The organism is Ollibium composti (assembly GCF_004801285.1).
Taxonomy (GTDB): domain Bacteria; phylum Pseudomonadota; class Alphaproteobacteria; order Rhizobiales; family Rhizobiaceae; genus Mesorhizobium; species Mesorhizobium composti.
On sequence record NZ_SSNY01000009.1, the window covers coordinates 137,836 to 151,670 of the forward strand.

At 67.6% G+C, this 13,835-nt stretch carries 14 protein-coding genes; 8 read left to right on the forward strand and 6 right to left on the reverse strand.

The genetic code is table 11. The annotated features are described in order from the left end of the window. Positions 1 to 45: 45 nt before the first annotated feature. Both E6C48_RS15955 and E6C48_RS15960 read right to left on the reverse strand, forming a co-directional pair. Positions 46 to 1,932 carry an ABC transporter ATP-binding protein gene (locus E6C48_RS15955; protein ID WP_136358973.1) on the reverse strand — a complete coding sequence of 629 codons (1,887 nt, stop codon included), beginning with the start codon at positions 1,930 to 1,932 and terminating at the stop codon, positions 46 to 48. A gap of 33 nt (positions 1,933 to 1,965) precedes the next feature. After that, positions 1,966 to 2,460 carry a hypothetical protein gene (locus E6C48_RS15960; protein ID WP_230978798.1) on the reverse strand — a complete coding sequence of 165 codons (495 nt, stop codon included), beginning with the start codon at positions 2,458 to 2,460 and terminating at the stop codon, positions 1,966 to 1,968. 306 nt (positions 2,461 to 2,766) lie between these two features. Between E6C48_RS15960 and E6C48_RS15965 the strand changes: the two genes are divergently transcribed. From E6C48_RS15965 to E6C48_RS15975, 3 genes are all read left to right on the forward strand, one after another. Continuing rightward, positions 2,767 to 3,225 (forward strand): tRNA (cytidine(34)-2'-O)-methyltransferase, encoded by a 459-nt coding sequence (locus E6C48_RS15965; RefSeq protein ID WP_136358975.1) that lies wholly within the window; start codon positions 2,767 to 2,769, stop codon positions 3,223 to 3,225. A 176-nt stretch (positions 3,226 to 3,401) separates the two neighbouring features. Continuing rightward, positions 3,402 to 3,854 carry a redox-sensitive transcriptional activator SoxR gene (gene soxR, locus E6C48_RS15970; protein WP_136358977.1) on the forward strand — a complete coding sequence of 151 codons (453 nt, stop codon included), beginning with the start codon at positions 3,402 to 3,404 and terminating at the stop codon, positions 3,852 to 3,854. 133 nt (positions 3,855 to 3,987) lie between these two features. Beyond that, positions 3,988 to 4,749, forward strand: coding sequence for a L,D-transpeptidase (locus E6C48_RS15975; protein WP_230978799.1), 762 nt, complete (start codon positions 3,988 to 3,990; stop codon positions 4,747 to 4,749). A gap of 21 nt (positions 4,750 to 4,770) precedes the next feature. Here the strand turns inward: E6C48_RS15975 and E6C48_RS15980 are convergent, their stop codons facing one another. Beyond that, on the reverse strand, positions 4,771 to 5,028 hold the full coding sequence (locus E6C48_RS15980) for a hypothetical protein (RefSeq protein WP_136358979.1): 258 nt from the start codon (positions 5,026 to 5,028) through the stop codon (positions 4,771 to 4,773). A 99-nt stretch (positions 5,029 to 5,127) separates the two neighbouring features. On the opposite strand from E6C48_RS15980, the gene hemF reads away from it, so the two are divergent. Then, a complete protein-coding gene (gene hemF / locus E6C48_RS15985) occupies positions 5,128 to 6,042 on the forward strand; it encodes an oxygen-dependent coproporphyrinogen oxidase (RefSeq protein ID WP_136358981.1) in 915 nt (304 codons plus the stop codon). 90 nt (positions 6,043 to 6,132) lie between these two features. Next, complete coding sequence (locus E6C48_RS15990; protein ID WP_136358983.1) at positions 6,133 to 6,318, forward strand: DUF1059 domain-containing protein; 186 nt, start codon at positions 6,133 to 6,135, stop codon at positions 6,316 to 6,318. A gap of 121 nt (positions 6,319 to 6,439) precedes the next feature. Here the strand turns inward: E6C48_RS15990 and E6C48_RS15995 are convergent, their stop codons facing one another. From E6C48_RS15995 to E6C48_RS16005, 3 genes are read right to left on the reverse strand one after another with little or no spacing between them, the layout of a single operon-like run. Further along, complete coding sequence (locus E6C48_RS15995; protein WP_136358985.1) at positions 6,440 to 7,708, reverse strand: CCA tRNA nucleotidyltransferase; 1,269 nt, start codon at positions 7,706 to 7,708, stop codon at positions 6,440 to 6,442. Then, positions 7,705 to 8,340, reverse strand: a complete 636-nt coding sequence (locus tag E6C48_RS16000) for a CoA pyrophosphatase (protein ID WP_136359127.1) — start codon at positions 8,338 to 8,340, stop codon at positions 7,705 to 7,707. The genes E6C48_RS15995 and E6C48_RS16000 overlap by 4 nt, the downstream gene beginning before the upstream one ends. After that, on the reverse strand, positions 8,340 to 8,963 hold the full coding sequence (locus E6C48_RS16005) for a DUF1285 domain-containing protein (protein ID WP_136358987.1): 624 nt from the start codon (positions 8,961 to 8,963) through the stop codon (positions 8,340 to 8,342). Before E6C48_RS16005 ends, E6C48_RS16000 begins: the two co-directional genes overlap by 1 nt. Before the next feature lie 137 nt (positions 8,964 to 9,100). Between E6C48_RS16005 and E6C48_RS16010 the strand changes: the two genes are divergently transcribed. From E6C48_RS16010 to E6C48_RS16020, 3 genes are read left to right on the forward strand one after another with little or no spacing between them, the layout of a single operon-like run. Then, entirely contained in the window at positions 9,101 to 10,108 is a 1,008-nt protein-coding gene (locus E6C48_RS16010; RefSeq protein ID WP_136358989.1) for an AAA family ATPase, read from the forward strand. After that, complete coding sequence (locus E6C48_RS16015; RefSeq protein WP_136358991.1) at positions 10,105 to 11,022, forward strand: DUF58 domain-containing protein; 918 nt, start codon at positions 10,105 to 10,107, stop codon at positions 11,020 to 11,022. The genes E6C48_RS16010 and E6C48_RS16015 overlap by 4 nt, the downstream gene beginning before the upstream one ends. Next, positions 11,019 to 13,832 (forward strand): DUF4159 domain-containing protein, encoded by a 2,814-nt coding sequence (locus E6C48_RS16020; RefSeq protein WP_136358993.1) that lies wholly within the window; start codon positions 11,019 to 11,021, stop codon positions 13,830 to 13,832. The genes E6C48_RS16015 and E6C48_RS16020 overlap by 4 nt, the downstream gene beginning before the upstream one ends. The last annotated feature ends 3 nt before the right edge of the window (positions 13,833 to 13,835 follow it).

The following is a 13,835-nucleotide window of genomic DNA, read 5'->3' on the forward strand; positions in this document are numbered from 1 at the left end:
AACAAGGACATAGCGGTCCGGTTGCGCCGAACAAGGGCCGATCCCTCACTCCGCCGCTTCCTCCGCCACCTCCAGCTTCATTCGCGCCGCCGGCTCGTGCGGGTCGTCGTGCAGCAGGAAGCCGCCGGACTGGCGTTGCCAGAGCTGCGCGTAGAGGCCGCCCAGCGCGATCAGCTCATCGTGCGTGCCCTCCTCGATGATGCGGCCTCGGTCCATGACGATCAGCCGGTCCATCGCCGCAATCGTTGAGAGCCGGTGGGCGATGGCGATGACGGTCTTGCCCTGCATCAGCCTGTAGAGGTTCTCCTGGATCGCGGCCTCGACCTCCGAATCGAGCGCCGAGGTCGCTTCGTCGAGGATGAGGATCGGCGCGTCCTTCAGCATGACGCGGGCGATGGCGATGCGCTGCCGCTGGCCGCCCGACAGCTTGACACCGCGTTCGCCGACATGCGCGTCGAAGCCCGTTCGGCCCTTGGCGTCGGCCAGCCCGTCGATGAAGCCGGAAGCTTCCGCCCGCCGCACCGCCTCGACCATGGCATCCTCGCCGGCGTCGGGGCGGCCGTAGAGCACGTTGTCGCGCACCGAGCGGTGCAGCAGCGAGGTGTCCTGCGTGACCATGCCGATCGCCGCGCGCAGCGAATCCTGCGTGACGCCGGCGATGTCCTGCCCGTCGATCAGGATGCGCCCGCCCTCCACGTCGTAGAAGCGGAGCAGAAGGTTGACCAGCGTCGACTTGCCGGCTCCCGAGCGGCCGACGATGCCGACCTTCTCGCCCGGACGAATGGTCAACGCCAGGTCGTCCAGCACGCCCTTGCCCTTGCCGTAGTGGAAGCGCACGGCGTCGAAGCGGATCTCGCCCTTGTCGACGGCGATGGGACGCGCATCGGGCCGGTCCTCGACCAGACGCGGCAGCGAGATCGAGGCGATGCCATCCTGCACCGTGCCGATGTTCTCGAACAGGGCCGACACCTCCCACATGATCCATTGCGACATGCCGTAGAGGCGCAGCACGAGGCCGACGGCCACCGCCACCGCCCCGACCGTCACCACTTCCTCCAGCCACAGGCCGATCGCCAGCGCGCCGACGCCGAGAAGAAGAGCCGAATTCAGCGCATAGACGACGATGTAGAACTGGCTGATCAGCCGCCCCTGCGCATAGGCCGTCCGCATGAAGTCGGCCATGCCCTCGCGGGCATAGTCGGATTCGCGTCGGCCATGCGAGAACAGCTTGACGGTCTGGATGTTGGTGTAGCTGTCGACGATGCGTCCCGTCATCACCGAGCGCGCGTCGGCCTGCGCCTGCGAAACCGAGCCCAGCCGCGGGACGAAGTAGCGCAACGCCACCAGATAGCCGACGAGCCACAGCGCCATCGGCGCCGCCAGCCGCCAGTCGGACGAGCCGACGATGATCAGGATGCCGATGAAATAGACGATGACGTAGTTCAGCACCTCGGCGAACTTGATCACCGTCTCGCGCACGGCGAGCGCGGTCTGCATCAGCTTGGTGGCGATGCGGCCGGCGAACTCGTCCTGGTAGAAGGCCATCGACTGCTTGATCAGGTAGCGGTGCACCTGCCAGCGGATGCGCATCGGATAGTTGCCGAACAGCGTCTGATAGGTGTTGAGCGACGACAGCAGCACCGCGCCCGGCAGGAAGACGGCGACCACCAGCACCATGCCGGCCAGCTTCCACCATTCCGTTTGCAGGAACGTCTCGCGGTTCTGCGCCGACAGCCAGTCGACGATGTGGCCGAGGAAGCCGAACATCCACACTTCCATGATGGCGATCAGCGCCATCAGCACGGCTGCCAGAAGCACGAACGGCCAGGCCGGCCTGGTGAAATGCCAGCAGAAAGCCAGAAGCGTGCGCGGCGGCTCGACCGGCTCCGCGGCCGGAAACGGGTCGAGTCGCTTTTCAAACCAAGAAAACATCGTCCTGCTCATTGTGTCCGCGCCGGCGCCCGCTCAGGCCGCCCGCGCATGAATTACGTCACGACCAGCCGCCCCGGACGAATCGTCCGGGGCGACTGGTCTGTCCCGGCCAATATAGGAGACCGGCGGCGTTTCGCCGACCTCTGGCCCATGCGCTTCGGCGCCGGTGCCGCCGCGCCGGATCAGCCGCGCGAGCCGCCTCACCAGCGAGGGCCGGCTGTAGTCCGGCACGGCGCGGGAAAAATCGACATCCGGCAGCATGCCGCGATGCGGCCGGCGGCGAGTTTCGCCATGCGCGGCGGACGAATGCGTCTCGCCGATCAGCAGCGCCCAGGTCGCCACTTTGCGTTCGTGCAGGCTCCGCGAGCCTGGTATTTTACAGGGATCGAACATCGGTCCGTCCTCCAGTGAAAAAGATGAATGAAACGGTGGCTGCACACGTCCCGCGCCGAGGGAAGCGCAGGACGAAGGCGGCAACGGAAACGCTTTGGATGGGGCACGGCGCCCCTTGGACAGATAGAAAAACATGGCAGGAATCCTTCGAAACCGGGATCAGGTCTCGGCGGAATCCGCGTCGCGCGTGCTCAGGAACTCAAAAAGAAAGCGTCGAACCGGTTTCCGCCGTCTAGGCGGCGAGCCCAAATCTTGGACGGAGCCAAGCGGAAGGGCGGTGGATATCTACGGTCATCATGTGTCCCATGCCGTCCTCCTTCGGTTCGAGTTGACAATGGGCGCCTCATACACGCATTCGCGGGTGATGACCATACGGAAGCCCGCCACTCCTGACAGCCACCGACGCCCTGTGGCCGATCTGCCACGCCAGGGCACGCGGACATGAAGCGCGATGTCCGCATCGCCCTCTACCAGCCCGATATCGCCGGCAACACCGGCACCATCCTGCGTTTCGCCGCCTGCATGGGGCTGGCCGTCGATATCGTCGAGCCGGCCGGCTTCGACCTCTCCGACCGCAACCTCAGGCGCGCCGGGATGGACTATCTCGAAATGGCGGCCCTGACCCGGCATGTCGACTGGGACAGCTTCGAGCAATGGCGGCTGGGTGCTACCCGCCGGCTGGTGCTTCTCACCACCGCGGCCACCCTGCCCTATACGGACTTCGCCTTCGCCAAAGGCGACGTGCTGCTCTTCGGCCGCGAATCCGCAGGCGCGCCGGACAAGGTCCATGAAGCGGCGGATGCGCGATTGCTGATCCCGATGCCCGGCGGCGGCCGCAGCCTCAACGTCGCGCTGTCGGTCGCCATGGTCGCCGGCGAAGCGATGCGGCAGATCAGCTAGCTCCGCCGCCTCGCATACGAAGAAACCAAATCCCTCCAGCCTCGCGAAGGCGGGTCCGTATCCCTGATGGCGGTCGTGTCGCGGCATGGCGCCCTCCCCGGTTGTCGAGTGAAGGCTTCTTCGATAAAACCTCAACTTACATTGAGGTCAAGCGGAAATCCGGAAGGTGAAAGCCGATGGCTATCGCCAAGGAACTGACGGTCGGACAGGTGGCGATGCGCGCCGGCGTCGCGGTCTCGGCGCTGCACTTCTACGAGGCGCGCGGCCTGATCCGCTCGCATCGCACCGCCGGCAACCAGCGCCGCTACGGCCGCGATGTGCTGAGGCGCGTCGCCATCATCCGCATCGCACAGGAGGTCGGCATCTCGCTGGCCGACATCGCCGCCGCCCTCGATTCGCTGCCTGAAGGCCGCACGCCGACGCGGGCCGATTGGAATCTGCTTTCAAGCACCTGGCGCGACGACCTCGACCGTCGCATCAACCAGTTGAAGAAGCTGCGCGACGGGCTGACCGACTGCATCGGCTGCGGCTGCATGTCGATCGACCGCTGCCCGCTGAGGAACCGCGAGGACCGGCTGGCGAAACAGGGAGCCGGCGCAAGACGCCTGCTCGTCAAGCCGGCAAGCTGACCGGAGGCTTTGCCGATCGCATCGCTCGTGCGGAAAGGGGCCGTGGTGCCACAGCCTGTTGCATTCGCGCCACAGCGCCGAACTTTGGCCGCTTCCGGCGCCGGTTGGACACACGCCGGCCCGGATTGACGCTATGAGCGGCCTGACCGGCGGCTTGCCGCTTCAACTCTCGCTTTCACAGTATCCGTTCTCAAAAATGACGTTCCAGTTTTCCCGCCGCTCGATCCTGATCGGCTCATCTCTCGTCGCCGCTTCCGCATTGGCGGGCTGCACCAGCGTTCCGGCCCCCTCCCTGCAAGCCGAGGCAGCGCCGCGCTTTCCGCCGCCGCCCGCCCTGCCCGAACCTCCGCCGCCGAGCGACCACGCAGCGATGTATGCGGCGGTGGAAGATGGCGGCTACGCGCTGCCGGCCATCCCCTACACTAAGGTGGACGCCCGTTTCCTGCGCCAGACGGTGCCGAACCCGACCGGCGAGCCGGCAGGCACCCTGGTCGTCAACACCGCCGAAAAATTCCTCTATTTCGTGCAGAAGGACGGGACGGCGCGCCGCTACGGCGTCGGTCTCGGCCGCCAGGGCTATTCCTGGAAGGGCCGCGCCGTGGTGCAACGGAAGCGCAAATGGCCGACATGGACCCCGCCGGACGCCATGATCAAGCGCGACCCCAAGCTGGAGAAGTGGCGCCAGGGCATGCCGCCCGGACTGGACAACCCGCTCGGTTCGCGCGCGCTCTACATCTTCAAGGACGGGCAGGACACGCTCTACCGCATCCACGGATCGCCGCAATGGCGCACCATCGGCAAGTCGGCATCGTCCGGCTGCGTGCGCATGTTCAACCAGGATGTGATGGATCTCTACGAGCGCGTGCCAAGCAAGACGCCCTTGCTCGTCATCTGAGCGCGGCGGCCTTCGCCGCTCTCAATCCGCCGCCGGCAGTCGCCGTATGGTGAACTCGATGACGTCGCCCGGCCGTTCGAACCAGCTCTCGATCTCGGTCCAGTAGGCCTGCTTCGGCCAACGCTCGAACCACTCCCTGGCTTTCCGCCGCGCATCGGTGCGCGGCAGCACGAAGGTCTCGCGCAGGAAGCCGTCCCGCGGCATGCGCGCCTTCTCGGCGCGGCTGCGATCGAGCCGCTTCTTCAGGTCGTTCAGCGGTGGACGTGCCGGAGTACGCACGAAAGAACTCCTTGACCTGTCTCAAAGACAGACTACGGATCGCGCCCGCAAAAGACGAGTCATTTGTCGGGCATGGGGTCCGAGCGCGGAGAACCTGTTTTGGAACGACCGGACATTGAGGCGGGCTTGCCCGCCGACATCGAAAGCAAGAAGGCGACGGCGAAAGCCTGGTTCGAGGCATTGCGCGACCGCATCTGCGCGGCGTTCGAAGAGATCGAGGACGCTTTGTCCGGGCCGCAGGCTTCGTGGGAACCCGGCCGTTTCGACAAAACCCCCTGGCTGCGCGACGAGGGCACCGGCGGTGGCGGCACCATGTCGGTCATGCACGGCCGCGTCTTCGAGAAGGTCGGCGTGCACACGTCCACCGTCCATGGCGAGTTCTCGCCCGAATTCCGCAAGCAGATCCCGGGCGCCGAGGAAGACCCGCGCTTCTGGGCCAGCGGCATCTCGCTGATCGCCCATCCGTGGAACCCGAACGTGCCGGCCGTGCACATGAACACCCGCATGGTGGCCACCACGCGCCACTGGTTTGGCGGCGGCGCCGACCTGACGCCGGTGCTTGACCGGCGCCGCACGCAGGACGATCCCGACAGCCTCGCCTTCCATCGCGCCATGCGCTTCGCATGCGAGAAGAACGCGGCCGTCGCCGACTACGACCGCTTCAAGACTTGGTGCGACGAGTATTTCTTCCTGCCTCACCGCAACGAGCCGCGCGGCATCGGCGGCATCTTCTTCGACTGGCAGCATTCGCCCGACGACAGGGGCGGCTGGGATGCCGACTTCGCCTTCGTGCAGGATGTCGGCCGCGCCTTCCTGGTCGTCTACCAGCATCTTCTGCGCGCCAACCTCGACACCAACTGGACCGACGCCGATCGCGAGGAGCAGCTGGTGCGGCGCGGCCGCTATGCCGAGTTCAACCTGCTCTACGACCGAGGCACCATTTTCGGGCTGAAGACCGGCGGCAACGTCGCCTCCATCCTGTCGTCGCTGCCCCCGGCTGCGAAATGGCCGTGACGATCACGATTCGCCCTTCGGCGATTTCCGATGCAACCTCGTCCGCCCTTTCGTGTTAAGCTGGGCCAGAACGAGGAAAGGAGGAAAGCCATGAAGGAATTCTATTGTGGCTCGCTCGTCCCCGGCTGCGAGTGGCATACGCGCGCGGAGGACGAGGCCGAGGTCATGCGCCGTGCCGTGGAGCACATGCGCGAGACCCATGGCGAAACCATCATCCGCGAGACGATGATCGAAGCGATCCGCTCGCGTATCGAGAAAGCGCGCGACGCGGCGTAGGCGTCACAAACCCTTTTCCTTCTCCCCGCTAACGGGGAGAAGGTGGCCGAAAGGCCGGATGAAGACGGCGCGTGCCTTATAAAGAAATAAAAAATTCAAGGATTTAGGCGAAAAACCGGAATCAGTTTCCGATCTCGCCTCGTGCGCGTTCCAGCAACGCTTCCCGGCCGAGCGCAAAACCCGATTCGATCCACACCGTCTCCAGCGCCTTGAGCGTTTCGCCGAGTTTCGGCCCCGATGCCATGCCCAGCGCGGCAAGGTCCGCGCCCTTCACCGGAAACACCGGCCGCTGCCATTTTCCAGCGAAGGCGAGCAGCCGCGACAGCCCGCCGGCCTCCATCATCGCGGCGTCGTCTCCGGCGGCGCGTGCCCGCGCGGCGGCGAGCGACAGGCGCAGGCGGTCCTCGATGCCGCGCGGATCGCCGCGATAGAGCGCCTTGGCCAGCACCGTTTCCGTCGTCGTGGCGGCGACGGGCTCGGTCAACGCCCAGCGCTGCAGGCGGTTCGATTCGGCCGTGGACAATTTCAGCCGCTCGGCCAGCGCCTTCATGCGTGCCGCGTCCGGCGGCACCGTCGCTTCGAGCCTGAGCAACGCGTCCGGCATCCAGCCGAGGCCATGCTCCGTCCTGACCAGGCCGTGAATGGCGTCGATGCCCCACTTCTCGCTTTCCGGCAGGATGCGCGAGAGCACGCCGGCCTGCCGCGCCCACAACAGCGCGCGCGACGGGTCGGGCGCCGACAGCAGTTTCTTCAATTCCATCCAGACGCGTTCGGCCGACAGCCGGTCGAGCCCGTCCTTCAGCCGCGCGCAGGCTTTCAGGCCCTCGGCGTCCGGCCGGCCGTCGCCGTACCAGGCGAAGAAGCGGAAGAAACGCAGGATGCGCAGGAAATCTTCGCGGATGCGTGCCTCCGCATCGCCGATGAAGCGCAGTCGCCTTGCTTCCAGGTCTGCCACGCCGCCGACGAGGTCGATCACCGTGCCGTCCGCCTCGGCATAGAGCGCGTTGATGGTGAAGTCGCGCCGCTCGGCGTCCGCCGTCCAGTCGCGCCCGAAGGACACTTTCGCGTGCCGTCCGTCGGTTTCGACATCGGCGCGCAGCGTCGTTATCTCGAACGGGTGCCCCCCGGCCACCACCGTCACCGTGCCGTGCTCGATGCCGGTCGGCACCACCTTGAACCCCGCCGCCTCCGCACGCCGCACGGTTTCCTCGGGCAAGGTCGTGGTGGCGATGTCGACATCCGCCACCTTCTGGCCGAGCAGCGCGTTGCGCACCGCGCCGCCGGCGATGCGCGCCTGCTCGCCGCCTTCGCAAAGCACCGCCAGCAGGTGTTGCAGGTGCCTGTCCCGCAGCCAGTCGGCCTTGCCGGCGATCGAGATCGGCGCGCTCACGCGTAAAGCCTTTCATACAGCGTACGGATGATGCCGGCCGTCACGCCCCAGATGCGGTTGCCGCCATAGGGCATCTCGTAGAAGAACCATTCGAGATCGTTCCAGAACCGGCTGTCGCGGCGATGGTTGGCAGGGTTCATGAGAAAGGAAAGCGGCACCTCGAAGGCGGTGTCCACCTCGTCGGGATTGAGATGAAGGTGGAAGCCGGGCCTGACCACCGACAGCACCGGGGCGATGCGGTAGCCGGTGCCCGAAACGTAATCCGGCATGCGGCCGATCACGTCGACGAATCCCGATTCCAGCCCGACCTCCTCGTCGGCCTCGCGCAGCGCCGCCGCTGCCGGCGAGACATCCGTGGCGTCGATCCGCCCGCCCGGAAAAGCCACCTGGCCGGTATGGCTGCGCAGCGTCTCGGCGCGTTTCGTCAACAGAAGCGTCGCGTCGGCGCCGCGATCTATCACCGGGATCAGCACGGCCGCGTCCACCAGCGGCCCGTCGCGCAGGTAAAGCCGCGGATGGCCGGGGTTGAAACGATGGTCGCCGTAGAGCTCGGACGTGTCGAACGCCTGCTGGCGCGCCGCGCGGGCGCGGAAATCCTCAGCCGAGAACGGCGTGGCGGCCTTCTGGTCCATCACGCGCTCAGCCTCGCCAGCCGCTCGGCCGGCATGATCGGAAAGACCGCGCCGCGCGAGCGCACGGCAAACATCGCCGTTCCGTCCACGTCGATCTCCTCGCCGTGGCCGACCAGCTCGTACATCACCGGCCGCGCCACCAGCGCCTCCAGCCGGCCGCGCACCAGGACATACGGCTTCAGGCCGCCCGTCTCGGCCTCGTCGACGAAGCGCAGCGGATGGTCCGGCCCCGCCTCGACCACGTCGCCGACATTGGTGCGGAAGGTGACGACCTGCTCGTCGCCCTGGCCGGAGACGTTGACTTCCACCGCGACGAACGGCGCGTCGACGACGCGGATGCCGACCCGCTCCACCGGCGTCACCAGATAGGTGTTGCCGTCCTCGTCCTTGCGCAGCACGGTGGAGAAAAGCTGCACCAGCGGCGCCCGGCCGATCGGCGTGCCCATGTAGAACCAGGTGCCGTCCGGCCTGATTTCCATGTCGATGTCGCCGCAGAACGGCGGATTCCAGCGCTCCACCGGCGGCAGGCCCTTGCCGGCGCGCGCCGCGCGCGAAATCAGCGCTTCCAGCCCGCGCGCATCGGCGGCGGCGGTCAGGCTGTCATTGTCCTGTCGATCGGCCATCGTCACGAAATAGTCACTGTTGACGCGCTTGTCAGCCGGGGTCCGTGATTTAAGTTCTGCGGTAAACTAAGGTCCATTGTGGAGCCGAGCGGAGCCGATTCGCAGACAGGCGCAAACCAAAACGAGGTTGATGCTGGATGAGCGTTATCGTCAAGGAAAGCCCGATCAGCGAAAAAGACATGGTGGCCGAGGCCGAGCGGGCGTTGGCCGACATTTCGCGCATCCGCGACGGCGTCGGCCGCGTCATCTTCGGCCAGGAAAGCGTGGTGGAACGCACCCTTGTAGCGTTGCTGGCCGGCGGCCACGCGCTGCTGGTCGGCGTGCCTGGACTGGCCAAGACCAAGCTGGTGGAGACGCTGGGCATCGTGCTGGGGCTCGACGCCCGCCGCATCCAGTTCACGCCGGACCTGATGCCGTCCGACATCCTCGGCTCCGAGGTGATGGAGCAGGACGAAACAGGCAAGCGGTCCTTCCGCTTCATCCGCGGGCCGATCTTCGCGCAGCTCCTGATGGCCGACGAGATCAACCGCGCCTCGCCGCGCACGCAGTCGGCGCTGCTGCAATCCATGCAGGAATACCACGTCACCGTCGCCGGCGCCCGTCACGACCTTCCTTCGCCCTTCCATGTGCTCGCCACCCAGAACCCGCTGGAGCAGGAAGGCACCTATCCGCTGCCCGAAGCGCAACTCGACCGTTTCCTGATGCAGGTCGACATCCTTTATCCCGACATCGAGGCCGAGCGGCGCATCCTGCTCGAAACCACCGGTGTCGACGAAGCCAAGGCGCTCAACGTCGTGCAGCCCGAGCGGCTGAAGGAAATCCAGACGCTGATCCGGCGTATGCCGATGCCCGAAAGCGTCGTCGAGGCGATCCTTGCGCTGGTCCGCTCGGCGCGCCCCGGCCGGGGGCATGAGGAGACCGACAAGCACGTCGCCTGGGGCCCCGGCCCGCGCGCCAGCCAGGCGCTGACGCTGTGCGCCCGCGCCCGCGCCCTCTACGACGGACGCCTCGCCCCTTCCATCGACGACGTGCGCGCGCTGGCCGAACCGGTGTTGCAGCACCGCATGGCGCTGACGTTTGCCGCGCGCGCCGAAGGCATGAGCGTGCGCGACGTCGTCGCGAAACTTGTGAAAGGCCTTGGATGACCCGTATCGGCGAGGCGCAGGCACCGGTCGCTGTCCGCGACGCGCTCGCCCGTGGCCGGCAGCGGGCCGCCTATGTGCCGGACCTGCTGGTCGAGGCGCGCCGCATCGTCAACACCGTGATTTCCGGCTGGCACGGCCGTCGCAAGCAGGGCATCGGCGAGAATTTCTGGCAGTTCCGGCCCTATTCCGAGGGTGAATCGGTCAGTCGCATCGACTGGCGCCGCTCCGCCCGCGACGACCATACCTATGTGCGCGACCGCGAATGGGAGGCCGCCCACACGGTCTGGCTGTGGGCCGATCCTTCGCCCTCGATGCTCTACAAATCCGCCGGCGCCGGCGTTTCCAAGGAATCGCGCGCTCTGGTGCTGGCGCTCGCCCTGGCCGAGCTTCTGTCGCGTTCGGGCGAGCGCATCGCCTGGCCGGGCCTCACCGATCCCTTCACCAGCCGCAACGGCGCCGAGCGCATCGCCGCCCACCTGATGCACGCCACCGCATTGCCCGCGCGACCCGACCTTTCCGCCATCCGCCGCTTTGCCGACGTCGTCCTGATCTCCGATTTCCTCGACCCGGCCGAGGAAACCATCGCCTGGCTGGACGTGCTCGCCCGTCACGGCGCCCGCGCCCACCTGATCGAGATCGCCGACCCGGCGGAGGAGAATTTCCCCTATGCCGGGCGCACGGAATTCACCGACCCCGAGACCGGCGAAAAGCTGACCGCCGGCCGTGCCGAACGGCTGGCCGACGACTACCGCGCCCTCTATCGCGCCCGCCGCGCCGAACTGACCGGCTGGTGCAAGCGGCTGGGCTGGAGCTTCACCACCAACCACACCGACCGCCTGGCCTCGGACGCGCTGGTGCGCGTGCATATGGCGATGGGTGACGACGGCGGCTACGGCGGGAAGGTCGTGGCATGAGCTGGCTGCCGCTCTCCTTCGGGGCACCGATGGTGCTGTGGGGGCTGATCGCCCTGCCGGTGATCTGGTGGCTGCTCAGGCTCACGCCGCCGCGCCCACAGACGGAGGTGTTCCCGCCGCTGAAGATTCTCGCGCGCGTGCTGCGCCGTGAGGAAACGCCCCAGCAGAGCCCGTGGTGGCTCACCCTGTTGCGCCTGTTGCTGGCCGCACTCGTCATCGCCGCGCTTGCCGAGCCTGTCTGGAATCCGCGCGAGAAACTGCCGACCGGCGGGGCGGCCCTTGCGCTGGTCATCGACAACGACTGGGCTGCCGCCCCCGACTGGGACAAGCGCGTCGCCACCGCCGAGCGGCTCATCAACGACGCCGACCAGACCGGCGTGCCTGTGGTGATCGCCTTCACCGCCGAGAAGCCGAATGCCGAGATCGGTCCTTTCGACGCTGCGGGCGCGCTCGACAAATTGCGCGCCACCAAGCCGCGCCCGATCCCGACCGACCGTCCGGCCGTCTTCGCCCGCGTCGCCGAAGCGCTGAAAAGCCTGCCCGGCGCCAGCGTCGCGGTGCTGGCCGACGGGCTGGCGGCAAAAGACGACGAAGCGGCCTTCCGCGCGCTGCTCGGCGAGAACATCGGCCATGTCCTGTGGGCGGTGCCGGACCGCATCCCGGCAATAGGCCTCACCGCCACCGAAAACGACGTCGACGGCTTTCGCCTGACCGCCATCCGCGCGCCCGGCGATCCGGCGCCCGCGCAGGCAACGGCCGGCGCCTTCGACGACAAGGGCCGCCGCATCGCCGACGCGACGCTGACCTTCGGCCCCGGCGAGACGGTAGCCACCGGCGACATGAAGGTGCCGTTCGAGCTGCGCAACGACTTTTCCTCCGTCGCGCTCGACGGCGAACGGCAGGCGGCGGCCGTGCGCGTGCTGGACGAAAGCTCGAAGCGCCGCCGCGTCGGCCTCCTGTCGCAGACCGAGGCCGACCAGGCGCAACCGCTGCTGTCGCCGCTCTATTACATCCGCCGTGCGCTCTCGCCTTTCGCCGATCTCGTCGAGCCGTCGAATGCCGACCTGGCCGACGCCATCCCGCAGATCCTCGACCAGAAGCCGGCGATGATCGTCATGGCCGACATCGGCACCATCCCCGAGCAGGTGCGGCCACGGCTGACCGAATGGGTGGACAACGGCGGCACGCTGCTACGCTTCGCCGGGGCACGGATGGCCGCCGCCAGCGGCGACGACGACCTTTTGCCGGTGCGCCTACGCACCGGCGAGCGCAACCTCGGCGGCGCCCTGTCGTGGACGACGCCGCAGCCGGTGGCGGAGTTCCCCAAGACCGGCCCCTTCGGCGACCTGACGCCGCCCAACGAGGTGACCGTCTCGCGCCAGGTGCTGGCCGAGCCGGCGCCCGACATCGTCGACCGCACCTGGGCCAACCTCGCCGACGGCACACCGCTGGTCACGGGCCTGAAGAAGGGCAAGGGCACGCTGGTGCTGTTCCACATCACGCCCGAGGCGACTTGGTCGAACCTGCCGATCTCCGGCTCCTTCGTCGAGATGCTGCGCCGCATCGTGCAGCTGTCGCATAACCAGGGCAGCATCGCCGCCCCCGCCGGGCAGGCGGCGGCAGCCCTTGCCCCCTACCGCATGATCGATGCCAGCGGCACGCTGGTGCCGCCGACGCCGGACGCACGGCCGCTGACGCCCGCCGCGAACGCGCCCGTCACGCTGGAGAACCCGCCCGGCCTCTATGGCTCCGAGGCCGGCGTCGTCGCCCACAACCTGCTTGCCGCCGACGCGACGTTCGCGCCGCTGGCGCGGCCCGCCTTTTCCGTGCCGGTGACCGACGTCCGCTACGCCTTCGACGAGCAGCAGCACCTGAAGGGTCCGCTGGTGGCCGCCGCTCTGGCACTGCTGCTCATCGACACGCTGGCGGTGTTCTGGATGGGCGGCGTCTTTGCCCGCCGCCGTCGCGCCGCAGCAGCGACAACGGCAGCGCTGGCCCTCGTCGGCCTCTGCTTGTTCGGCGCCGTCGATCCCGCCCGTGCCGACGATTCGAAACCGGGCGACTACGCGGCCATCGCGGCGGTGGAGAAAACCCGGCTCGCTTATGTGCTGACCGGCGTGCCGGGCGACGATTCCATCAGCCGCGCCGGGCTCGAAGGCCTGACCCGCTTCCTCGTCGAGAAGACCGCGCTGGAGCCGGGCGAACCGGCCGGAGTCGACATCGACAAGGATGAACTTGCCTTCTATCCGCTGATCTACTGGCCGATCGACCCGGCCGCTCCGATGCCCGACCAGGCGGCCATCGCCCGCATCGACGCCTACATGAAGCAGGGCGGCACGGTGCTGTTCGACACCCGCGACCAGTATTCCACCGGTCTCGACGCCGGCTCCTCCAGCCCGGCCACGGAGCGGCTGCGCGATATCCTTGCCAACCTCAACGTGCCGCCGCTGGAACCGGTGCCGGCCGACCATGTGCTGACCAAATCCTTCTACATCCTCCCCGAGTTCCCCGGCCGTTTCAACGGCAGCCCGCTGTGGGTGGAAGCCTCCCTCGACGCTTCCAACGCCGACAACCGGCCGGTGCGCACCGGCGACGGCGTGACGCCGATCATGATCACCGCCAACGACTTCGCCGGCGCCTGGGCCGTCGACGCCAACGGCGACCCGCTGCTGCCGACCGTGCCCCCGGACCCCGACCAGCGCGTCTACGCGCTGCGTGCCGGCGTCAACATCGTCATGTACATGCTGACCGGCAACTACAAGTCCGACCAGGTGCATGTGCCCATCCTGCTGGAAAGGCTGGGGCAGTAGATG

Excerpts from the sequence above, each read along its gene's own strand:
- E6C48_RS15955 (WP_136358973.1), bottom strand. The coding sequence starts at position 1,932 with ATGTTTTCTTGGTTTGAAAAGCGACTCGACCCGTTTCCGGCCGCGGAG.
- E6C48_RS15960 (WP_230978798.1), bottom strand. The coding sequence starts at position 2,460 with ATGTTTTTCTATCTGTCCAAGGGGCGCCGTGCCCCATCCAAAGCGTTT.
- E6C48_RS15965 (WP_136358975.1), top strand. The coding sequence starts at position 2,767 with ATGAAGCGCGATGTCCGCATCGCCCTCTACCAGCCCGATATCGCCGGC.
- soxR (WP_136358977.1), top strand. The coding sequence starts at position 3,402 with ATGGCTATCGCCAAGGAACTGACGGTCGGACAGGTGGCGATGCGCGCC.
- E6C48_RS15975 (WP_230978799.1), top strand. The coding sequence starts at position 3,988 with ATGAGCGGCCTGACCGGCGGCTTGCCGCTTCAACTCTCGCTTTCACAG.
- E6C48_RS15990 (WP_136358983.1), top strand. The coding sequence starts at position 6,133 with ATGAAGGAATTCTATTGTGGCTCGCTCGTCCCCGGCTGCGAGTGGCAT.
- E6C48_RS16000 (WP_136359127.1), bottom strand. The coding sequence starts at position 8,340 with ATGGACCAGAAGGCCGCCACGCCGTTCTCGGCTGAGGATTTCCGCGCC.
- E6C48_RS16005 (WP_136358987.1), bottom strand. The coding sequence starts at position 8,963 with ATGGCCGATCGACAGGACAATGACAGCCTGACCGCCGCCGCCGATGCG.
- E6C48_RS16010 (WP_136358989.1), top strand. The coding sequence starts at position 9,101 with ATGAGCGTTATCGTCAAGGAAAGCCCGATCAGCGAAAAAGACATGGTG.
- E6C48_RS16015 (WP_136358991.1), top strand. The coding sequence starts at position 10,105 with ATGACCCGTATCGGCGAGGCGCAGGCACCGGTCGCTGTCCGCGACGCG.
- E6C48_RS16020 (WP_136358993.1), top strand. The coding sequence starts at position 11,019 with ATGAGCTGGCTGCCGCTCTCCTTCGGGGCACCGATGGTGCTGTGGGGG.